Below are 20,438 nucleotides of genomic sequence, written 5' to 3'. Positions count from 1 at the left end.
CAACTTACTGATAGTGTTTTATGTTCAGATAATGCCCGATGACCTTGTCATGCAGCTCCACCGATTTTGAGAACGACAGTGACTTCCGTCCCAGCCTTGCCAGATGTTGTCTCAGATTCAGGTTATGTCGCTCAATGCGCTGAGTGTAACGCTTGCTGATAACGTGCAGCTTTCCCTTCAGGCGTGATTCGTACAGCGGCCAGCCATCCGTCATCCATACCACGACCTCAAAGGCCGACAGCTGGCTCAGAAGACGCTCCAGTGTGGCCAGAGTGCGTTCACCGAAGACGTGCGCCACAACCGTCCTCCGTATCCTGTCATACGCGTAAAACAGCCAGCGCTGACGTGATTTAGCACCGACGTAGCCCCACTGTTCGTCCATTTCAGCGCAGACAATCACATCACTGCCCGGTTGTATGCGCGAGGTTACCGACTGCGGCCTGAGTTTTTTAAGTGACGTAAAACCGTGTTGAGGCCAACGCCCATAATGCGTGCACTGGCGCGACATCCGACGCCATTCATGGCCATATCAATGATTTTCTGGTGCGTACCGGGCTGAGAGGCGGTGTAAGTGAACTGTAGTTGCCATGTTTTACGGCAATGAGAGCAGAGGTAGCGCTGATGTCCGGCAGTGCTTTTGCCGTTACGCACCACGCCTTCAGTAGCGGAGCAGGAAGGACATCTGATGGAAATAGAAGCCACGCAAGCACCTTAAAATTACCATCATACACTAAATCAGTAAGTTGGCAGCATTACCAAGACCTGGAGTGAGTTTAAATCAGATCCAAATAAGATAAATCGCATACATTAATTTCTTAGCCGCTTATTAGCCATATTACGGGATAATGCCTGCTTTTGGCCACTATTAATTTAGCGCGCATGAACAATTAAAAAAAGGGATAAATCAATAGATGCTTCCCTTTAGTTTAGAGTGGATCTTATTAGCAGGCGTAAAAGATTTTTTCATTATGAAACAATAACTTGTTTGAAGTGGCGCACGGTTTTAAGCGTAAGCGAAGATGATGCTTACGGCCGGCGGACGACAGCGCGTCCGCCGGAAGGAGATCAGTAGCGAGAAGGTTCGCCTTCGGGACGGGTTTTGAAGCGACGGTGCAGCCACATATATTGCTCCGGAGCCAGCAGAACGCCTTCTTCCACCACTTTATTCATTTGCGCGGCGGTGGCGACATCGCTGTCGAGCGGGATCCGATCGCTGACGTCGGGCAGGATCAGCATCTGATAGCCGCGGCCGTGCGGCAGGCGGCGCGGAACAAAGGGAATGACGTGCGGCTTGCCGCTGCGGATCAGCAGATAGGTACCTACGGTCGTGGCAGCTTTTTCTACCGCGAAGAAAGGCACGAACACGCTGCTGCGCGGGCCATAATCATGGTCGGGCGCGTACCAGATAATATCGCCGTTTTTCAGCGCGCGGATCATGCCTTTCAGATCTTTGCGGTCGAGCATGCCTTTGTTGGAGCGCATCCGGCCCCAGGTCTGCAGCCAGTCGATCAGTTTGTTGTCATTAGGGCGATAAACGCCGATGCCGGGGTTATAGATGCCGAAAATACGCGCGCCCAGCTCCAGCGTCAGGAAATGCATGCCGATCAGCAGCACACCGCGCTGCTCATCTTTCGCTTTTTGTATATGCTCAAGGCCGGATACATCAAACCACTTCTTGATGCGCCAGTCGGGCCAGAACCACGCCATGCCGGTTTCAATCAGCCCCATGCCTACCGACTCGAAGTTATGCTTTACCATCGCTTCACGTTCGCTGGTCGGCATCTCGGGAAAGCAGAGCTCCAGATTGCGTCGGGCGATGGCGACGCGGCGTTTCAGAAAGCGTATCGCAATACGCCCTAATCCGCAGCCCAGCATATAGAGCAGCGGGTAGGGCAGCAGCACCAGCAGATAAAGAAAGGCGATGCCCAGCCAGGTCAGCCAGTAACGGGGATGAAGGAGTTCTCGGGAAAATTGCGGCAGTTGAGTCATATGAAAAAGCTTATCCTGCGTAATGCGCCTGATGGCGCCAATATCTCGTTGATTTTCCCCTATTGTGCCAGCTTTTCTTCTGCGCTGAAATAAATGCAGGGCGATTGCGCATTCGGCCATTTGAAAAGAAGCGCGCCTGCAGGGGGAATAAAAAGCGATCCAGATCAATTTTCTTTGCATCCTGGCCCATTGCTGTATCATGTGCCGCGCAAATTTTTATCCCAAACAGGAACGAACACCATGCCAGTGTTACATAACCTTGTTAACAATAAAGAGCTGAAGGCGCGCATGCTGGCGGAGACCGAACCGCGCACGACCGTCTCGTTCTACAAATATTTTCACATCTCCGATCCCAAAGCCTTTCGCGACGCGCTCTATCTTGGCCTGACCGGACTCAAGGTCTTTGGCCGCGTCTACGTGGCCAAAGAGGGGATCAACGCGCAGATCAGCGTCCCCGCCAGCCTCTATGAGAAGATGAAAGAGTATCTGTATGGCTTCGATCCGGCGCTGAACAATCTGCGCATGAATATCGCGCTCGACGACGACGGCAAATCTTTCTGGGTGCTGCGCCTGAAGGTGCGCGACCGCATCGTGGCGGACGGCATTGAAGATGAAAGCTTCGACGCCAGCGACGTCGGCACCTATCTGAAAGCGGCGGAAGTCAACGCGATGCTGGACGATCCCGACGCGGTGTTCGTCGATATGCGCAACCACTACGAATATGAAGTGGGCCGTTTCGATAATGCGATGGAGATCCCGGCCGACACCTTCCGCGATCAGCTGCCGATGGCGGTTGAGATGCTGCAGGAGCAGAAAGATAAAAAGATCGTGATGTACTGCACCGGCGGCATTCGCTGCGAGAAAGCGAGCGCCTGGATGCGTCATAACGGTTTCGACGACGTTTACCATATCGAAGGCGGCATTATTGAGTACGCGCGCCGCGCGCGCGAGCAGGGTTTGCCGGTGCGCTTTAAGGGTAAAAACTTTGTCTTCGACGAGCGCATGGGCGAGCGCATCTCCGATGATGTGCTGTCACAGTGCCATCAGTGCGGCGCGCCGTGCGATACGCACACCAACTGCGTTAACGACGGCTGTCATCTGCTGTTTATTCAGTGCCCGAGCTGCGCCGAGAAGTTCCACAACTGCTGCAGCCCGCTCTGTATGGAAGAGTCGCAGCTGTCGCCGGAAGAGCAGCGCGCGCGCCGCGCCGGTCGTGAAAACGGCAATAAGATTTTCAATAAGTCGCGCGGTCGTCTGACTATGGCTATCCCGGCTATCCCGTCGCCGGAGAAAGAGTAACTGCCTGAGCCTGACGCGCGTGCGTCAGGCTTTTTTATCGCTTCAGCGGGTAAAGCGAGCGAGCGAGAAGGGCGTGAGATCAAACGAAAAGGGTTTATCGAGCGCGAACTCCGTCGCCAGCTCCCCCAGCACGCTGGCGAACTTGAATCCATGTCCGCTCAGGCCGGTGATAATCAGACGATTCGGCTCGTCCGGCAGAGTATCGATAATAAAGTCTTCATCCGGACTGATGTCATAGCTGCAGGCTTCGCCGTGCAGACAGACCCCCACGCCAGGCAGAAATTTACGCAGAAACGCAAAGGCGTCGCTGCCGTCTTCGGCAAAGCTGCCGAAGGGTTTGCGATCTTCCGGCTGGCTCATCGGCTGGCCGCCGTCGTGACGTCCCACCTTCAGCGCGTTGTTATCCGCCGGAAAGCCGTAAAAGTGGCTGCCGTTTTCCATCTCTACCGTAAAGCCGGGAAACTTATTGTTTTCGCTATAGCGGCCGTCGGCCTGATACCAGGCGAACACTTTGCGCGTCGGCTTAAGCGGTAAATCCGGTACCAGCTTGCCGACCCAGGTACCGGCGCTGATTAGCATCTTGCGCGCGCGGAAGGTGCCGTCTGCCGTTACCACCTGCTGCAGGTCGCCGTCGCGGCCAATTTGCGACACGCCGCAGTTAAACAGCTGCGCGCAGCCCGCCTTCTCGGCAAGGGCGATCCAGCTGCGTACCGCCTGCTCGCACTTCAGGTAGCCCGACTGCGGTTCGAAAACGCCGATATAGCCGTCCGGCACGCTGATCTGCGGCCAGCGCTGGCGCACCTCTTCCGCCTGCAACAGCTCTACGTCCAGCTTCCAGGCCTGCGCGCTGTCGATAACGTTGCGGATGAATTCAGAGTGAATGGGCGCGAGGTTAATAATGCCGCTGCGGTGCATGATGCGTTCGCCAGCCTGCTGTTCCAGCTGGTCCCAGAGGGTCTGTGCGCGCAGCACCAGCGGAACATAGCGTTCGCCTTCGCCGTAGGCGTGACGGATCAGCCGCGTTTCGCCGTGATGCGCGCCCTGGGTATGGGGCGGATGGCTGGAATCGATCATCAGCACCGACAGGCCCGCCTGGGTGGCGTAAAAGCCCGCGGCGGCGCCAACGGACCCGCTGCCCACCACAATCAGATCATAAATCATTGAAGGATAACTCCTGAAAGCCGTAACACGCCCAGCAGCATACCAGAATCAGAAATGAAAAAGGCACCCCTGAGGGTGCCCGTTCATCTGGCGGAGACTAATGTTTGGACTGGTAACGCTCCATTTGCTCGGCCGATTCGATCTTGGCAATGCCAGCTTCAAGAATAGAAATAAATTGCCTTGCCACGTCTGTTGTCAGCCAGTAGGTCGGTCCGACGTCTGCTTCTTCTTCTTTTTGATCCTGCGAGGAGAGCGAATGCAAACGGATCATCATAGCGTCGTAGCTGTCTACGGTACTGATATCCCAGCCCACCAGCGGGTGAGTCTGAATAACGTCTTTATGATTACTGTCCATTATAACCTCCTTATTACTCGTTAAACGAAGTGCATGATGAGGTTCAATGCGGCTTTTTTATCCGATAGCGAGACAATTATAACAGAAAAAGCGTTCTATCCGATTAAAATGTGCGGCGAACAAAAAGTGAGCGAAATATTCGGCGTTAAAAAAGCGATTAAAAAAAATAAAATGCCTGACGCATCAGGCAGTTTTTTTACGCGCTCGCGCACCGGTAAAAATCAGGCCAGAGGGTCAGCCGGCTGAACGCTGTGAGGCTTTTGCAGCGTCAGCGCCAGACGGGCGAAGTGCTGCTGCAGAGGTTCGTCGTGATTCTGATTTTGCGCCTCAAGCGTCAGATGATGCACCAGCAGCTGGGCGGCGCGCTCGTCGAGGCAGAGGGTAAGGCTGGAGAAGGCGCTTTCCAGCACCGTCAGGCGACGTTGCTGATCGGCGATTAGCGCCAGCAGTTCACCGAAGGTCATGGCCTCTTCCGGGTTTTCTGTCATCATTTCATCTCACCTCCTGTTAAGCATAACGAGCGCAAGAATAGGCGATTGATCGATCAGAGTCTAGATGCAGGAAAAAGTTCTGGCGAGGGGAGAGAGTGATAAAAAAGCCGGATGGCGACACCCGGCAAAAACTGCGCAGTGGCGGTTAATCGGTAATGAACCAGTCGTCAGCGCTTTCCCAGGTTTCCTGTAAAATATCGCTGATTCGATCGCGCGTCTCTTTGCCGCCGCCCAGCACGCTGAGCTGGTTCGCGGTGGCATAGCGCACTTTGACGTGGTTCTGGCCGTCGGGAAATTCTTCATCGATACGGCGGGAAAGTTCTGCCGTCAGCGCTTCCATTGCGCCGGACGGAAGCGGGGACGTTTTGGCAACGGTAATTTCAACACGCATAGCAGCCTCCGGATTAGATGCTGTATATATTTACAGTATATTCAGTCCAGAGGCAAGCGAAAGCGCAGATCAGAGTTTCACGCGCCAGTTCAGAGTTTCGCCGGCGAGGAAGGGCACCAGCGCGTGCTCGCCCATGCTGATGCTCTCTTCGACTTTCCAGGGTTCGCGCACCAGCGTCACGGTTCCTTCGTTCAGCGGCAGGCCGTAAAAGCGTGGGCCGTTCTCCGAGCAGAAGGCTTCCAGCTGCGCCAGGGCGTCCAGCTCTTCGAAAACAGTGGCGTAGGCGGGCAGCGACGTCGGCGCGTTGAAAACGCCCGCGCAGCCGCAGCTCGCCTCTTTGAGATGACGCAGGTGCGGCGCGGTGTCGGTGCCGAGGAAGAAGCGCGGATGGCCGCTGGCGACCACCTTGCGCAGCGCTTCCTGATGCACGTTGCGCTTGAGGATCGGCAGGCAGTAGAGGTGCGGCCGCACGCCGCCCACCAGCATATGGTTGCGGTTGAACATCAGATGCTGCGGCGTAATGGTGGCGCCCAGCTTGTCATTGCCCGCCTCGACGTACTGCGCGGCTTCGCGCGTCGTGATGTGCTCGAAGACGACTTTGAGTTCCGGGTATGTTTTGCGCAGCGGCTCCATTACGCTGTCGATAAAGCGCGCCTCGCGATCGAAAATATCGATGTCGGCGTGGGTCACTTCGCCGTGAATCAGCAGCGGCATGCCGATCTTCTGCATGCGCTCCAGCACGCTGCTGATGGCGGCGATATTGGTGACGCCGTGGCTGGAGTTGGTGGTGGCATGTGCCGGGTAGAGTTTCGCAGCGGTAAACACGCCCGCGTTAAAGCCCTGTTCGATCTCATTGGGATCGAGCGAGTCGGTAAGGTAGCAGGTCATCAGCGGGGTGAAGCGATGTTCCGCCGGCAGCGCGGCCAGGATGCGGTCGCGGTAGGCGACGGCGGCAGCGACGCTGGTGACCGGCGGCACCAGGTTGGGCATCACGATGGCACGTCCGTTAACCGCGCTGGTATAGGGCAGGACCGTATTCAGCATCGCGTCGTCGCGCAGGTGAATATGCCAGTCGTCAGGGCGGCGGATAGTAAGTTGCTGAAGGTGTGCAGTCATCAGTGAAGCTCCGGCTAGTCAGGAAACGTAGAGGCGCGTTTTGGCCGGGTACAAAGCATAAGGTGTCGGGCAACCGTTTGCACTTCTTTTCTTGCAGGGAGGGGGAAAAGAACAGCGGGCACGGCGCCAGACCGCAGATGAGCTTACAGCGCAGGTGACATGGACCGAAGAGCAAAGCGTCCCGCGCAAGGGACAAAAACGCCGGGAGCGTTTTTGAACAACGCAGCGCGTTGGCCCGTTAACGGGCGCACCTCAGGGATGAGGTGCGTAGCACGCGGGCCGAGCCGCCAGGGATGGCGCTTTTGCGTCTTTGCTATCGGGCCATGTCACCCACGCCTGCACCTTGTCACTGCGTAAACGGAATTACCAGCTGGCCAGGCTCGACCTGAAGGCCCTTAGCGAATTTCTTCGCCAGCGCCTCGCCTTTGCTGCGATCGACGCTCAATACATAGGCCGGCTTCTGATTGAAGTAGCTTTTCAGCGACTGATTCAGATAAGGGGTCAGGCTTTTCATCACCGCGGCCATCTTCTCCGGCTGCACCTGCGCGTCGACGATCTCCAGATCGCGCAGATAGACGGCGCCCTGCTGCGCGTCAAATACCGGCTGCGCCTTCATCTTCAGCTGCATATCCGCTTCCTGCGGGCCAAACAGCGAAGTAACGTTGATTTTCGCCTTGCCGGTCAGCGTGACGCGGTCCGGCTCCTCGCGGCCAATCTGGCTGTTGAGGTCGGTCAGCAAAATATGGGCGTTCACCAGGCCGGCGACGCCGATATCCTTCTCATAATTGTTGTGCTTCGCCAGCGCCTGATTCACTTCCTGCTCGCTGATGGTGTATTGCGTAAGCTGATTACAGCCGCTAACCAGCACGGCGAAAAACAGGGCCGTCAGCCCCAGAAATGCCTTCTTCATTGTGTCCTCATCCAGATTGATGCTAATGCAGCGCATAGGGTGCCTGAATGCGGATGAGGTGTCATTAAGAAGGCGATGAGAAACGCCGGCGCGCCTCTCATCGAACGGCGTCAGAGGGCGATAGAGGAGAGCAGGTTGACCTGCGTCTGCTTCGCCATATTGTCGCGATAGTCTGCCACGCGGCTCGGCCAGTCGATGCCGGCCACCAGCGTCAGCGAGCGCAGCAGCGGAAAGAGGTGGATATCATCTTCCGACAGCTCGCCGTTGACCGCGTTCGGTTTGACGATCAGCTTATCGAGCTGGCGCAGATCGTCGCCGATCTTTTTGATCAGACCGGGCGCATGGCTCTTCAGCTCGGCGAAATCGCCGATCGCCGCCTCTTTCTTCTGGCGGAAATATTCGCGCGCCTCCGGCGTGGCGAATTCGGCGAAGGCGGCCTCTGCGATGCGCGGCAACAGCAGCTTATTAACGTAGCCGTTGACGCTGCGCAGCCAGTCGCCGATCGCCGGATTGATTTTGCCGTTCAGCAGCGGCTCCCGGTCGCTTTTATCGATAAAACGCACGATATCGAGGCTTTCCGGCATCGCGCTGCCGTCATCTTTTTGCAGGATGGGCGCCACCTTCTGGCCCACCAGCTTTTTCGGCGTCGCTTCATCGTCGTTTAGCATCACGATGAGCTCTACCGGCAGGTTTTTCAGGCCGAAAATCATGCGCGCTTTGACGCAAAAGGGGCAGTGGTCGTAGATGTAGAGTTTCATCCCGGTCTCCTTTGGCTAGTCAGGGCGACGGGCGTCACCCTGATTGAGGACGTGTCGGAAGTATGGAAGAGATTCCGGGCGAGGGCAAACCAATGCAGCGAGCAGGCCGGGATTTGCAAAATAAAATCAAGGCGTTTCACGCCGGCCGTTAACGAATATTTTACCGCAGCAGGGGCGGCGGTTATAGTGAAAGCAATGTTGTTGGCACCGCTTTCCTTAAGCCTCAGATTTCAGGAGTCATGATGTTTGGCTATCGTTCTGCCGCGCCCAGGGTGCGATTGACCACCGACCGGCTGGTGGTGCGTCTGGTTCACGAGCGCGACGCCTGGCGACTGGCGGATTACTACGCCGAAAACCGCGCTTTCTTAAAACCCTGGGAGCCGGTGCGCGACGAGAGCCACTGTTATCCCTCCGGCTGGCAGGCGCGTCTGGGCCTGATCACCGATATGCATAAAAGCGGCTCCGCTTACTATTTTATTCTGATGGATCCCGAAGAGTCCGAAGTGCGCGGCGTCGCCAACTTCAGCAACGTGCTGCGCGGCTCGTTCCACGCCTGCTACCTCGGCTATTCGCTGGGCGAAAAGTGGCAGGGACAGGGGCTGATGTTCGAGGCGCTGCAGGCCGCTATCCGCTATATGCAGCGCCAGCAGAATATCCACCGTATTATGGCGAACTATATGCCGCATAATCAGCGCAGCGGCGCGCTGCTGGCGCGTCTCGGTTTTGAAAAAGAGGGTTATGCGAAAGACTATCTGTTAATCGACGGCCGCTGGCAGGATCATGTGTTGACCGCGCTGACTCGTCAGGAGTGGACGCCGGACCGGCGTGGCTAATAAGGAGATCGGAATGAAAATGGCGCTTTCGCCGCTGGCGTTGCGTGTATTGGGTTGCCTGCTGGAGAAGCAGGTCACCACGCCGGAGCAGTATCCGCTGTCGCTGAATGCGGTGGTGACCGCCTGTAATCAGAAGTCGAACCGCGAGCCGGTGATGAACCTGACCGAAAGCGAAGTGCAGGAGGAGCTGGATCGGCTGACCAAAAAGCATCTGGCGACCGCCAACAGCGGCTTCGGCCAGCGCGTGGCGAAATATGAGCAGCGCTTCTGCAATTCGACCTTCGGCAACCTGCAGCTCAGCAGCGCCGAGGTGGCGATTCTGACGCTGCTGTTCCTGCGCGGCGCGCAGACGCCGGGCGAGCTGCGCACGCGCAGCGGCAGACTGCACGAGTTTGCCGACGTTGAGGAAGTGGAAAGCGTGCTGGCTGGCTTAACCGAGCGCGAGATGGTGACGCGCCTGCCGCGCGAGCCGGGCAAACGCGAAAGCCGCTATCTGCATCTGTTCGGCGACGAGCAGTCCGTCAGCCAGGCGGAAACGCCGCAGGAAGATAACGGCGATCTCAGCGCGCGCGTCGCCGTGCTTGAGCAGTCGCTCGCCGCCTTACAGGCGCTGGTGCAAACGCTGCTGCATAAAGGAGGCTGAGATGAAACTGCGAATTGGCGTTGTCGGACTGGGTTCGATTGCGCAGAAAGCCTGGCTGCCGGTGCTGGCACAGGCGGAAAGCTGGACGCTGGTCGGCGGCTTCTCGCCGAATCAGCAGAAGGCGCAGACGGTGTGCGACAGCTACCGCATGACCTGTTTCTCCTCGCTGAACGCGCTGGCGGACGCCTGCGACGCGGTGTTCGTTCACACCAGTACCGTCACCCACTACGAGATTGTCAAAGCGCTGCTGCTGGCGGGAAAAGATGTGCTGGTGGATAAGCCGCTGGCCGATAATTTTAGTCAGGCCGAGGCGCTGGTGGCGCTGGCGGAAAAGCGCGGACGCAAACTGATGGTAGGCTTTAACCGCCGCTTTGCACCGCGCTATCAGCAGCTGCGGCTGGCGATGCCGCAGGCCGCCAGCCTGCGCGTGGAGAAACACCGCAGCGACAGCGTCGGACCGAACGATCTGCGCTTTACGCTGCTTGACGACTATCTGCACGTGGTGGATACCGCGCTCTGGCTGGCGGGCGATCGCGCCGTTCAGCGTCATGGTTACATCCACACCAACGAGCGTGGCGAAATGCTCTATGCCGAGCACCACTTCGCCGCCGGCGCTGTGCAGATCGCCACCAGCATGCATCGCCGCGCGGGCAGCCAGCGCGAGCGCGCCAGCCTGGTCGGCGACGGCCGCTGCATCGACGTGCTGGAGATGCGCGACTGGCAGGAGGAGCGCGGCGACGGCGTGCGTATCGATCCGCCGCCCGCCTGGCAAAGCCATCTGACTCAGCGCGGCTTCAGCGGCGCGGCGCACCATTTTATCCAGTGCGTGCAAAATCAGACGATGCCTGAGACGGGCGGCGAACAGGCGCTGCTGGCGCAGCGCGTGGTGGAAAAAATGTGGCGCGAGGCGGAGAAGGAATAACGCCTTGTAACACTCCGCGCTGGTCATTTCCCGCCGTGGCAGTAGACTATCGCCGGGCGCCGCTGGGCGCCCGCGCTAAGTAGCTCATTTTGCCGACTCTTTTCAGGACGCGCCCCAATTATGAATCTGTTGAAATCGCTGGCAGCGGTCAGTTCCATGACCCTGTTTTCCCGCGTATTGGGTTTTGCCCGTGACGCCATTGTGGCGCGGGTGTTCGGCGCCGGGATGGCCACGGACGCCTTTTTCGTCGCCTTTAAGCTGCCTAACCTGCTGCGGCGTATTTTCGCCGAAGGCGCCTTTTCGCAGGCGTTCGTGCCGATCCTCGCCGAGTATAAAAGCAAGCAGGGCGAAGAGGCGACGCGGCTCTTTATCGCCTACGTCTCCGGCCTGCTGACGCTGGCGCTGGCGCTGGTGACCATTGCGGGGATGTTCGCCGCGCCCTGGGTGATTCTGGTCACCGCCCCCGGTTTTGCCGATACCGCCGATAAGTTCGCGCTTACCAGCGCGCTGCTGCGCGTCACCTTTCCCTATATTTTGCTGATTTCGCTGGCCTCGCTGGCGGGCGCGATCCTCAATACCTGGAACCGCTTTTCCGTTCCCGCCTTCGCGCCCACGCTGCTGAATATCAGCATGATTGGCTTTGCGCTCTTCGCCGCGCCGCACTTCCATCCGCCGGTGATGGCGCTGGCGTGGGCGGTGGTCGCGGGCGGCGTGCTGCAGCTTTTCTACCAGCTGCCGCACCTGAAGAAGATCGGCATGCTGGTGCTGCCGCGCATTAACCTGAAGGATGCGGGCGTCTGGCGCGTGATGCGGCAGATGGGACCGGCGATCCTCGGCGTTTCCGTCAGTCAGATTTCGCTGATCATCAATACTATTTTCGCCTCGTTTCTCGTCTCCGGCTCGGTTTCCTGGATGTATTACGCCGATCGCCTGATGGAGTTCCCGTCGGGCGTGCTGGGCGTGGCGCTCGGCACCATTTTGCTGCCGTCGCTGGCGAAGAGCTTTTCCAGCGGCAATCACGACGAATATTCTCGCCTGATGGACTGGGGCCTGCGCCTCTGCTTTTTGCTGGCGCTGCCGAGCGCGGTGGCGCTGGGCATTCTCTCCGGTCCGCTTACCGTCGCGCTGTTTCAGTACGGCAAGTTCACCGCCTTCGACGCCCTGATGACGCAGCGCGCGCTGATTGCCTATTCGGTGGGGCTAATGGGGCTGATCGTGGTAAAGGTGCTGGCGCCCGGGTTCTACTCGCGTCAGGACATCAAGACGCCGGTGAAAATCGCCATGATTACCCTGGTGATGACGCAGCTGATGAACCTGGCCTTTATCGGCCCGCTGAAGCATGCTGGCCTGTCGCTCTCTATCGGTCTGGCAGCCTGTCTTAACGCCGCGCTGCTCTACTGGCAGCTGCGTAAGAAGAAGATTTTTCAACCGCAGCCGGGCTGGGCGAGCTTTCTGCTGCGTCTGGTGATCGCGGTAATCGTGATGGCGGCGGCGCTGGTGGGCATGCTTTACTGGATGCCGGCGTGGGAAGAGGGCGCGATGGTCTGGCGTCTGCTACGTCTGGCGGCGGTCTGCGCGGTGGGCGGCGGCGCCTACTTCCTGACGCTGGGGCTGCTCGGCTTCCGGCTGCGCGACTATGCGCGCCGGGCGCACGCGTAAAACAGCAAAATCCCGCTCTGAGGGCGGGATTTTTTTATGCCTTCCGGCTTAGCGTCGCCTGACCTTTACCCAGCCCGTCCGGGCCGTAAAACGCCTGCGTCTGATGCGGCTTAAGCACGGTCAGCGCCTCTTCGGTAAAGCGGATCTGCTGATTGAGCAGCAGACCGTTATGGGTATTAGCGTCGTTTAAGCGACGCGTCATCAGGCCGATACTCTGCCAGCGGCGCGTCATATCACTGTGACCAGCATAAGGCGCTTGGGTGCCGAGCTGTCGCTCGGTACTGCGACGCATCTCGTCAAGATAGCTTAGCGTCGCCAGCAGCGCGCCTTTATCTTCGGTAATGCGCTGCAGCAGATTATTGTTAATCCTGCCTGCGGCCAGTTGGTGCTGTTCCTCTTCGAGAACGTTCGACAGCGAGGAAAGCACTTCCTGCATCTTATCTAGTGTGGTCAACAGGTTGCTCATGGGGATTATTTACCCTCTAAATACGCCTTAGTGTCGGCAATCAGCGCATCGGCGATCTTGCCGGTATCCATTTTCAGTTCGCCATTGCGAATGGCGGTTTTCAGTTGTTCGACGCGCGCCACGTTAATGTCCTGGCTGCCCGGCTGGGTCAGCTGCGACTGCGCATTGCTCAGGCTGACCTGGGCTGCGGCGGGCGTGGTTGCGGTAGCGTTCGACGCCTGGCGCGTTTTACCGGTTGCGGACTCGTTGCTTTCACGGGTTTGCACGGTAGCGACGGGCTTCAGAGGTTGCGTTCTGTCGATGCTCATATTCGGGCTCCTGTACGGTCAGGGGAAACTGCCACCTGAATCAGAATAGCGTAATCGCTTAATTGATTTCTCTATCGGCAGAAAAACAGCGTTCTTTAGCGCCTTATAGCGATATCAGAATATTCCCATCCGCATCCACTTTCCCGCTCACCACCTGACCGTTGCCCATGCGCACGCGCACCGACTGCGCCAGAATCGCATTGTTTAACGCTTTGCCTTCGCCGCTGGCGTTAAAGCCTTCGCCGCTGGCGATCACCATCACGCTCTGACCCGCCTTCACGCGCCACGGCTGACGCATCATCGACAGCGTCACCGGCTGGCCCGGCTGAATATCGCGCAGCACCACCGCATCCGCGACTGAACCGGCGTCAAGCATGGCGCGCGCCGGCAGAGTGTCGAGGCGGCCGCTCTGCAGGCGAAAATCGTCGGCGCTGACGGTCGAGCCGCGCGCCAGCAGACGCGTCGCCACCAGATACTGGCCGGTAACCTGCACCTGCACCTGAAGAAAACGTCGCGTATCGCCGCAGGTGGCGGCCACGCTCATGGGTCCCCACAGGCGGCTATTGCCAGGCAGGGTGAACTGCGGCGCGTCGCAGGTCGGCCACTGCGCCTGCGGCGTCTTAATCTCAACCGTCATGCCCGCCGCGTGCTGCGCGTCGCGAGCCTGAAAAAAGCCCGTCAGCTGGGCGGAAAGATCGGCGGCGTCGGCGGGCAGGGCGAACAGCGCCAGCAGGCTGGCCAACAGGGCGGTAATAGTACGCATCAAATGACTCCTTGCTGCTAATGGCGACGAGTGTACTCGCGCCGCGACAAAATCAAGGCGAAAAATAGCCGTGGTTTTTAACGTTATTCAGACGATGGCTATTGCTTTTCCCCACATAAGCTGTCCGCTCGAAATTCTCATTTGCGGAGGAAGCATGCTCGACAAACTGGATGCTGCGCTGCAGTTCGGCACTGAAGCTCTCAATCTGCGTGCTCAACGTCAGGAGATCCTGGCGTCAAATATTGCCAACGCCGATACCCCTGGCTATCAGGCGCGGGATATCGACTTTGCCAGCGAGCTGAGTCGGGTAATGAAAAACGGTCGCGCTGAAGGCAGCGGCATGTCGCTGAAGGTCACCTCGCCGCGCCATATCGAAGCGCAGGTCAACTCGGCGGCGTCGGCCAACCTGCTTTATCGCATTCCCGATCAGCCTGCAGCCGACGGCAACACCGTCGATATGGATCGCGAACGTACCCAGTTCGCGGACAACAGTCTGAAGTATCAGACCGACCTCACCCTCATCAGCAGCCAGATCAAAGGCATGATGAGCGTGTTACAAGGGCAATAAACATGGCATTGCTGAATATTTTTGACATTGCCGGGTCAGCGATGACCGCGCAATCCCAGCGTCTCAACGTCAGCGCCAGCAACCTGGCGAACGCCGACAGCGTCACCGGACCGGACGGCAAGCCTTACGTGGCGAAGCAGGTGGTATTTCAGACCGATGCGGCGCCCGGCGCGGCGACCGGCGGCGTCAAAGTGGCGCAGGTGCTGGACGATCCCTCTCCGGCGAAGCTGGTGTACGACCCGGGCAATCCGCTGGCGGACGACAAGGGCTACGTGAAGATGCCGAACGTGGACGTGGTGGCGGAAACCGTCAACACCATGTCGGCGTCGCGCAGCTACCAGGCCAACGTCGAGGTGCTGAACACCGTGAAATCAATGATGATGAAAACCCTGACCATGGGTTCCTAACGGAGAAACGACATGGGCATCGCAGTAGGCGTCAACGAGAAACTGGACCCCACGGTCCTCAGCTCATCCAGCAGCGGCACCAGCAACAGCGCGCAGGATCTGCAGAACCAGTTTCTGACCATGCTGGTTACGCAGTTGCAGAATCAGGATCCCACCAATCCGATGGACAACAGCCAGCTCACCACGCAGCTGGCGCAGATCAACACCCTGAGCGGTATCGAAAAACTCAATACCACGCTGGGTTCGATCTCCGGGCAGATCAGCACCAGCCAGTCGCTGCAGAGCTCGACGCTGATCGGCCACGGCGTAATGGTAAACGGCACCCAGGTGCTGGTCGGCAAAGGCACCACCACGCCGTTTGGCGTCGAGCTGGCCACCGCCTCGACCGCCACCACCGCCACGGTGAAAGATGCTGGCGGCAACGTGGTGCGCACCATCGATCTGGGCGCGCTCTCGGCTGGCGTGCATACCTTCTCGTGGGACGGCACCCTGGCGGACAGCTCCACCGCGCCGGACGGCAAATATACGGTTTCAATCGCCGCCAGCAATGGCAGCACGCAACTGGTGGCCCAGCCGCTTAACTACGCCTACATCAATGGCGTATCGACGGCAGATAACACCACCAAACTGGATCTCGGCACCATGGGCTCCGCAACCCTTGATGAAGTACGTCAGATTCTCTGATTCATCTCTAAACAGGAGAAATAAACATGTCATTTTCCCAAGCGGTGAGCGGCCTGGGCGCTGCCTCCAGCAACCTGGACGTTATCGGCAACAACATCGCCAACTCCGCGACGGCGGGCTTTAAATCAAGCACCATCGCCTTCGCCGATATGTTCGCCGGTTCCAACGTCGGCCTCGGCACTAAAGTGGCGGCGGTGATCCAGAACTTTAACGACGGCGCCACCACCACCACCAGCCGCGGCCTCGACGTCGCGCTGAGCGGCAACGGCTTTTTCCGCATGGCTGACGCCAGCGGCGCGGTTTACTATTCGCGCAACGGCCAGCTGACGCTGGATGAGAACCGCAACCTGGTGAATACCCAGGGCCTGAAAGTCACCGGCTATCCGGTAAGCGGCACGCCACCGACGGTGCAGACCGGCGCCAACCCGGTCGCGCTGAGCATTCCGACCACGCAGATGTCGGCGCGCGCCACCACCACCGCAACCCAGGTGGCGAACCTGAACTCTACCAGCACTATTCCGACCGTAACGCCGTTCAACGCTGCTAATGTCGACAGCTACAACGCGAAAAGCACCATGACGGTTTATGACTCTCAGGGTAACGATCACAACCTTGACATGTACTACGTCAAAACCGCCGACAACAACTGGACGGTGCACGCGATTGACTCCACCACCGGTACCAGCGCAGGGGATTTCACCGCGGCGTTCGACGCGAGCGGTAATCTGACGGGCCTTAACGGCGGCACGACGTCAACCGTCAACCTGACCATCAACGGTTCTAACGGCGCGGCGGCGGGCCAGGTCATTTCGCTGAGCATGCTGGGCAGCCTGCAGCAGAACACCGGCACTACCACCTTCGGCAACCCGGCGCAGGACGGCTACGCGCCGGGCGATCTGACCAGCTACGCCATTAACGACGACGGCACCATTACCGGCAGCTACTCCAACAAAAAGACCCAGCTGCTGGGCCAGATCGTGCTGGCCAGCTTCTCTAACCCGGAAGGGTTGCAGTCGCAGGGCGACAACGTCTGGTCCGCGACCAGCTCCTCTGGTCAGGCGGCGATCGGTCTGGCGAACACCGGCACCTACGGTTCGCTGACCTCCGGCGCGCTGGAAGCGTCGAACGTGGATATGAGCAAAGAGCTGGTGAACATGATTGTGGCGCAGCGCAACTATCAGGCGAACGCCCAGACCATCAAAACTCAGGACCAGATTCTCAACACTTTGGTTAACTTGCGTTAATTCACTAACGGGATTGCTTTATGGATCACGCGATATATACCGCAATGGGCGCGGCCAGCCAGACGCTGGATCAGCAGGCCGTCACGGCCAGCAACCTCGCCAACGCCTCAACGCCGGGCTTTCGCGCGCAGCTCAATGCGCTGCGCGCGGTGCCGGTCAGCGGCTGGTCGCTGCCGACGCGCACCCTGGTAGCCGCCTCGACGCCCGGCGCCGATATGAGCCAGGGCGCAATGGACAATACCGGACGCACGCTGGACGTGGCGATGGGGCAGGACGGCTGGCTGGCGGTGCGTACCGCTGACGGCAGCGAAGCCTATACCCGCAACGGCAATATGCAGATCAGCTCGACCGGCATTCTGACCGTCCAGGGCAATCCCGTCATGGGCGACGGCGGCCCCATCGCGGTGCCGCAGGGCGCCGAGCTGACCATCGCGGCGGACGGCACCATCACCTCGCGCAACGCGGGCGATGCGCCAAACGCCACGGTGCAGATCGGCCGCCTGAAGCTGGTGAAAGCCACCGGCAAAGAGATGCAGCGCGGCGACGACGGCATGTTCCGTCCGAACCAGCAGACCCAGGCGACGCGCGGCGCGGCGCTGGCCGCCGACGCCACGGTGCAGGTGATGCCGGGCGTGCTGGAGGGCAGTAACGTCAAGCCGGTAGAGACCATGGTCGATATGATCGCCAACGCCCGACGTTTCGAGATGCAGATGAAAGTCATCACCAACGTCGACGAAAACGAACAAAAAGCCAACCAGCTGCTGAACATGAGCAGCTAAGGCAGAGGAAAACAGATGATTCGTTCCTTATGGATCGCCAAAACCGGTCTTGACGCCCAGCAAACCAATATGGACGTCATCTCCAACAACCTGGCGAACGTCAGCACCAACGGCTTTAAACGTTCGCGCGCGGTGTTTGAAGATTTGATGTACCAGACCCTGCGTCAGCCGGGCACCCAGTCTTCGGAACAGACTACGCTGCCGTCGGGCCTGCAGATCGGTACCGGCGTGCGTCCGGTCACCACCGAGCGCCTGCATACCCAGGGCAACCTGTCGCAGACCAGCAACTCCAAAGACGTGGCGATCAACGGCCAGGGCTATTTTGAAGTGCAGCTGCCGGACGGCACCTCCGCCTACACCCGCGACGGCTCGTTCCAGGTGGACCAGAACGGTCAGCTAGTCAACAACGCCGGCTATCCGGTGCAGCCGGGCATTACGATCCCGGCCAACGCCACCAGCATCACCATCTCGCGCGACGGCGTGGTGAGCGTGACGCAGCAGGGCCAGACTAACCCGGCGCAGGTCGGACAGCTGACCATCAGCACCTTTATTAACGACGCCGGTCTCGACAGCATGGGCGAAAACCTTTACCAGGAAACCCAGGCGTCAGGCGCGCCGACTCAAAGCACGCCGGGCCAGAACGGCGCGGGCCTGCTCTATCAGGGCTATGTGGAAACTTCTAACGTCAACGTGGCGGAAGAGCTGGTCACCATGATCCAGACGCAGCGCGCTTATGAAATCAACAGCAAGGCGATCAGCACCTCCGATCAAATGCTGCAGAAGTTAACGCAGATTTAATGTCGGTTATCAGGGCCAGCGCTGGCTGGCCTGAAGTCAACACATCTATAAGGTCGTGACTCCGTGGCGAAGCAACTGAACATAAAGCCTGGACATTGGTTGGTGGCGACAATGCTGCTGACCCTTAACGGTTGTGCGTTAGTGCCGCGCACGCCGCTGGTGGAAGGGGCAACGACGGCGCAGCCGCTGCCTTCCGCGCCGCCGGTGGTCAACGGCTCTATTTTTCAGGGCGTCGCGCCGCTCAACTACGGCTATCAGCCGCTGTTTGAGGATCGTCGCCCGCGCAATATCGGCGATACGCTCACTATCGTCCTGCAGGAAAACGTCAGCGCCAGCAAGAGCTCTTCCGCCAACGCGACGCGCGACGGCAGCGCCAGCTTCGGCCTCGACGCTATTCCGACCGGCCTGAACGGCCTGGTGGGCGCAGACGGCTCGAAAGCCAACGTGGGCGCCAACGGCAAAAACGATTTCGCTGGCAAAGGCGGCGCAACCGCCAACAACACCTTTACCGGCACCATTACCGTCACCGTGAATCAGGTGCTGTCGAACGGCAACCTGCGCGTGGTCGGCGAGAAGCAGATCGAGATCAACCAGGGCACCGAGTTTATTCGCTTCTCCGGCGTGGTGAACCCGCGCACGATCAGCGCCAGCAACTCGGTACTGTCGACGGCGGTGGCCGACGCCCGCATCGAATATGTCGGCAATGGATATATTAATGAAGCGCAGACCATGGGCTGGTTCCAGCGTTTCTTCCTGAACATCTCGCCGATGTAATGAGGTCATGATGAAAAGTGTGAAAAGTTTACTGCTTGGCCTGAGTCTGACGCTCGGCCTCTGCCTGAGCGCCCACGCGGATCGCATTCGCGATCTGGCCAGCGTGCAGGGCGTGCGCGACAACCAGCTGATCGGCTACGGCCTGGTCGTGGGCCTCGACGGCACCGGCGACCAGACTACTCAGACGCCGTTTACCACGCAAACCGTCAGCAACATGCTCTCCCAGCTCGGCATTACCGTGCCGCAGGGCACCAACATGCAGCTGAAAAACGTCGCGGCGGTGATGGTGACGGCGCAGCTGCCGGCCTTCGCCCGTCAGGGTCAGACCATCGACGTGGTGGTCTCCTCGCTGGGCAACGCCAAAAGCCTGCGCGGCGGCACCCTGGTGATGACGCCGATGAAAGGCGTCGACAACCAGGTCTACGCGCTGGCGCAGGGCAACATTCTGGTCGGCGGCGCGGGCGCGTCGGCGGGCGGCAGCAGCGTGCAGGTCAACCAGCTTAACGGCGGCCGCATTACCGGCGGCGCCACCGTCGAGCGCGAACTGCAAAGCAACTTCGGCAGCCAGAACACCCTTAACCTGCAGCTGAACAATGAAGATTTCTCGATGGCGCAGCGTATCGCCGACGCCATTAACGGACGCGGCGGCTACGGCCAGGCGACGGCGCTTGACGCCCGCACCGTACAGGTGCGCGTTTCGCCCAACAACAGCTCCCAGGTGCGCATGCTGGCGGAGATCCTGAACATCGACGTTTCGATTCCGATTGAAGACGCCAAAGTGATCATCAACTCGCGCACCGGGTCGGTGGTAATGAACCGCGAAGTGACGCTGAGCACCTGTGCGGTAGCGCAGGGCAACCTGTCGGTCACGGTCAACCAGTCGCAGAACGTCAGCCAGCCGAATACGCCGTTTGGCGGCGGTCAGACGGTGGTGACGCCGCAGACGCAGATCGATCTGCGCCAGAGCGGCGGCGCGCTGCAGCGCGTCAGCGCCAGCGCCAACCTGAACAACGTGGTGCGCGCGCTCAACGCTTTAGGCGCTTCGCCGATCGAGCTGATGTCGATTCTGCAATCGATGGAGAGCGCGGGCTGCCTGCGCGCCAAACTGGAAATTATCTGA

27 protein-coding genes are annotated in these 20,438 nt (G+C 59.2%); 14 read left to right on the top strand and 13 right to left on the bottom strand.

What is annotated here, in order from left to right:
* Positions 1 to 4: 4 nt before the first annotated feature.
* From PVE98_RS12470 to PVE98_RS12460, 3 genes are all read right to left on the bottom strand, one after another.
* A protein-coding gene (locus PVE98_RS12470) for an IS1 family transposase (protein ID WP_249927722.1) occupies positions 5 to 702 on the bottom strand; the annotation gives its coding sequence in 2 pieces (ribosomal slippage) (positions 5 to 453 and positions 453 to 702; 699 coding nt in all).
* Between the two features lie 363 nt (positions 703 to 1,065).
* Positions 1,066 to 1,989, bottom strand: a complete 924-nt coding sequence (locus tag PVE98_RS12465) for a Kdo(2)-lipid IV(A) acyltransferase (RefSeq protein ID WP_096072928.1) — start codon at positions 1,987 to 1,989, stop codon at positions 1,066 to 1,068.
* Between the two features lie 10 nt (positions 1,990 to 1,999).
* Entirely contained in the window at positions 2,000 to 2,179 is a 180-nt protein-coding gene (locus PVE98_RS12460) for a hypothetical protein (RefSeq protein ID WP_127908372.1), read from the bottom strand.
* A 50-nt stretch (positions 2,180 to 2,229) separates the two neighbouring features.
* Between PVE98_RS12460 and PVE98_RS12455 the strand changes: the two genes are divergently transcribed.
* On the top strand, positions 2,230 to 3,288 hold the full coding sequence (locus PVE98_RS12455) for a rhodanese-related sulfurtransferase (RefSeq protein WP_096072929.1): 1,059 nt from the start codon (positions 2,230 to 2,232) through the stop codon (positions 3,286 to 3,288).
* A 42-nt stretch (positions 3,289 to 3,330) separates the two neighbouring features.
* Here PVE98_RS12455 and solA read toward each other — a convergent pair whose 3' ends face one another.
* Both solA and bssS read right to left on the bottom strand, forming a co-directional pair.
* Positions 3,331 to 4,449: an N-methyl-L-tryptophan oxidase gene (solA, locus tag PVE98_RS12450; RefSeq protein ID WP_033751025.1), complete on the bottom strand. Its 1,119-nt coding sequence runs from the start codon at positions 4,447 to 4,449 to the stop codon at positions 3,331 to 3,333.
* 97 nt (positions 4,450 to 4,546) lie between these two features.
* Entirely contained in the window at positions 4,547 to 4,804 is a 258-nt protein-coding gene (gene bssS, locus PVE98_RS12445; protein ID WP_033751022.1) for a biofilm formation regulator BssS, read from the bottom strand.
* Positions 4,805 to 4,837: 33 nt separating this feature from the next.
* Here bssS and PVE98_RS12440 point away from each other — a divergent pair, with 33 nt between their 5' ends.
* A complete protein-coding gene (locus tag PVE98_RS12440) occupies positions 4,838 to 5,050 on the top strand; it encodes a hypothetical protein (RefSeq protein WP_127908373.1) in 213 nt (70 codons plus the stop codon).
* Here PVE98_RS12440 and PVE98_RS12435 read toward each other — a convergent pair.
* The 5 genes from PVE98_RS12435 to grxB form a co-directional block, all read right to left on the bottom strand.
* Positions 5,026 to 5,295 (bottom strand): hypothetical protein, encoded by a 270-nt coding sequence (locus PVE98_RS12435; protein WP_033751017.1) that lies wholly within the window; start codon positions 5,293 to 5,295, stop codon positions 5,026 to 5,028. The genes PVE98_RS12440 and PVE98_RS12435 overlap by 25 nt on opposite strands.
* A 145-nt stretch (positions 5,296 to 5,440) precedes the next feature.
* Complete coding sequence (dinI, locus tag PVE98_RS12430) at positions 5,441 to 5,686, bottom strand: DNA damage-inducible protein I (protein WP_033751014.1); 246 nt, start codon at positions 5,684 to 5,686, stop codon at positions 5,441 to 5,443.
* 69 nt (positions 5,687 to 5,755) lie between these two features.
* Positions 5,756 to 6,802, bottom strand: coding sequence for a dihydroorotase (pyrC, locus tag PVE98_RS12425; protein ID WP_096072931.1), 1,047 nt, complete (start codon positions 6,800 to 6,802; stop codon positions 5,756 to 5,758).
* A 346-nt stretch (positions 6,803 to 7,148) separates the two neighbouring features.
* Positions 7,149 to 7,712, bottom strand: coding sequence for a lipoprotein (locus tag PVE98_RS12420; protein WP_033751916.1), 564 nt, complete (start codon positions 7,710 to 7,712; stop codon positions 7,149 to 7,151).
* Between the two features lie 110 nt (positions 7,713 to 7,822).
* Positions 7,823 to 8,470 (bottom strand): glutaredoxin 2, encoded by a 648-nt coding sequence (gene grxB / locus PVE98_RS12415; RefSeq protein WP_096072932.1) that lies wholly within the window; start codon positions 8,468 to 8,470, stop codon positions 7,823 to 7,825.
* Positions 8,471 to 8,712: 242 nt separating this feature from the next.
* Between grxB and rimJ the strand changes: the two genes are divergently transcribed.
* From rimJ to murJ, 4 genes are all read left to right on the top strand, one after another.
* Entirely contained in the window at positions 8,713 to 9,303 is a 591-nt protein-coding gene (rimJ, locus tag PVE98_RS12410) for a ribosomal protein S5-alanine N-acetyltransferase (protein WP_033751007.1), read from the top strand.
* A 13-nt stretch (positions 9,304 to 9,316) separates the two neighbouring features.
* Positions 9,317 to 9,946 carry a YceH family protein gene (locus PVE98_RS12405; protein ID WP_033751005.1) on the top strand — a complete coding sequence of 210 codons (630 nt, stop codon included), beginning with the start codon at positions 9,317 to 9,319 and terminating at the stop codon, positions 9,944 to 9,946.
* Position 9,947: 1 nt separating this feature from the next.
* Positions 9,948 to 10,868, top strand: coding sequence for a Gfo/Idh/MocA family protein (locus PVE98_RS12400; RefSeq protein ID WP_033751001.1), 921 nt, complete (start codon positions 9,948 to 9,950; stop codon positions 10,866 to 10,868).
* Positions 10,869 to 10,988: 120 nt separating this feature from the next.
* A complete protein-coding gene (gene murJ, locus PVE98_RS12395) occupies positions 10,989 to 12,527 on the top strand; it encodes a murein biosynthesis integral membrane protein MurJ (RefSeq protein ID WP_033750998.1) in 1,539 nt (512 codons plus the stop codon).
* Positions 12,528 to 12,561: 34 nt separating this feature from the next.
* Here murJ and flgN read toward each other — a convergent pair whose 3' ends face one another.
* The 3 genes from flgN to flgA all read right to left on the bottom strand — a co-directional run bounded on the left by flgN (position 12,562) and on the right by flgA (position 14,064).
* Positions 12,562 to 12,993 (bottom strand): flagellar export chaperone FlgN, encoded by a 432-nt coding sequence (gene flgN, locus PVE98_RS12390; protein ID WP_033750995.1) that lies wholly within the window; start codon positions 12,991 to 12,993, stop codon positions 12,562 to 12,564.
* Positions 12,994 to 12,998: 5 nt separating this feature from the next.
* Positions 12,999 to 13,301 (bottom strand): flagellar biosynthesis anti-sigma factor FlgM, encoded by a 303-nt coding sequence (gene flgM / locus PVE98_RS12385; RefSeq protein WP_033750992.1) that lies wholly within the window; start codon positions 13,299 to 13,301, stop codon positions 12,999 to 13,001.
* A gap of 103 nt (positions 13,302 to 13,404) precedes the next feature.
* Positions 13,405 to 14,064, bottom strand: a complete 660-nt coding sequence (gene flgA, locus PVE98_RS12380; protein ID WP_033750989.1) for a flagellar basal body P-ring formation chaperone FlgA — start codon at positions 14,062 to 14,064, stop codon at positions 13,405 to 13,407.
* A gap of 154 nt (positions 14,065 to 14,218) precedes the next feature.
* Between flgA and flgB the strand changes: the two genes are divergently transcribed.
* The 8 genes from flgB to PVE98_RS12340 all read left to right on the top strand — a co-directional run bounded on the left by flgB (position 14,219) and on the right by PVE98_RS12340 (position 20,438).
* Positions 14,219 to 14,632: a flagellar basal body rod protein FlgB gene (flgB, locus tag PVE98_RS12375; RefSeq protein ID WP_033750987.1), complete on the top strand. Its 414-nt coding sequence runs from the start codon at positions 14,219 to 14,221 to the stop codon at positions 14,630 to 14,632.
* A gap of 2 nt (positions 14,633 to 14,634) precedes the next feature.
* A complete protein-coding gene (gene flgC / locus PVE98_RS12370) occupies positions 14,635 to 15,039 on the top strand; it encodes a flagellar basal body rod protein FlgC (protein ID WP_048784492.1) in 405 nt (134 codons plus the stop codon).
* Positions 15,040 to 15,051: 12 nt separating this feature from the next.
* Complete coding sequence (flgD, locus tag PVE98_RS12365) at positions 15,052 to 15,723, top strand: flagellar hook assembly protein FlgD (RefSeq protein ID WP_033750980.1); 672 nt, start codon at positions 15,052 to 15,054, stop codon at positions 15,721 to 15,723.
* A gap of 26 nt (positions 15,724 to 15,749) precedes the next feature.
* Positions 15,750 to 16,967, top strand: coding sequence for a flagellar hook protein FlgE (gene flgE, locus PVE98_RS12360; protein ID WP_033750977.1), 1,218 nt, complete (start codon positions 15,750 to 15,752; stop codon positions 16,965 to 16,967).
* Positions 16,968 to 16,987: 20 nt separating this feature from the next.
* Positions 16,988 to 17,746 (top strand): flagellar basal body rod protein FlgF, encoded by a 759-nt coding sequence (locus PVE98_RS12355; protein ID WP_033750975.1) that lies wholly within the window; start codon positions 16,988 to 16,990, stop codon positions 17,744 to 17,746.
* 15 nt (positions 17,747 to 17,761) lie between these two features.
* The gene (flgG, locus tag PVE98_RS12350) at positions 17,762 to 18,544 is read left to right on the top strand and encodes a flagellar basal-body rod protein FlgG (protein ID WP_033750971.1); all 783 of its coding nucleotides are present in this window, start codon (positions 17,762 to 17,764) and stop codon (positions 18,542 to 18,544) included.
* A gap of 111 nt (positions 18,545 to 18,655) precedes the next feature.
* Positions 18,656 to 19,318, top strand: coding sequence for a flagellar basal body L-ring protein FlgH (locus tag PVE98_RS12345; protein WP_253296959.1), 663 nt, complete (start codon positions 18,656 to 18,658; stop codon positions 19,316 to 19,318).
* 19 nt (positions 19,319 to 19,337) lie between these two features.
* Positions 19,338 to 20,438 (top strand): flagellar basal body P-ring protein FlgI, encoded by a 1,101-nt coding sequence (locus PVE98_RS12340; protein ID WP_369799161.1) that lies wholly within the window; start codon positions 19,338 to 19,340, stop codon positions 20,436 to 20,438.

Source organism: Pantoea sp. GABEPS69 (assembly GCF_045780835.1).
Classification (GTDB): Bacteria; Pseudomonadota; Gammaproteobacteria; order Enterobacterales; family Enterobacteriaceae; genus Pantoea; species Pantoea septica.
Note: the sequence above shows the minus strand (reverse complement) of the source record. Positions and strands in the feature narration are given on the sequence as shown.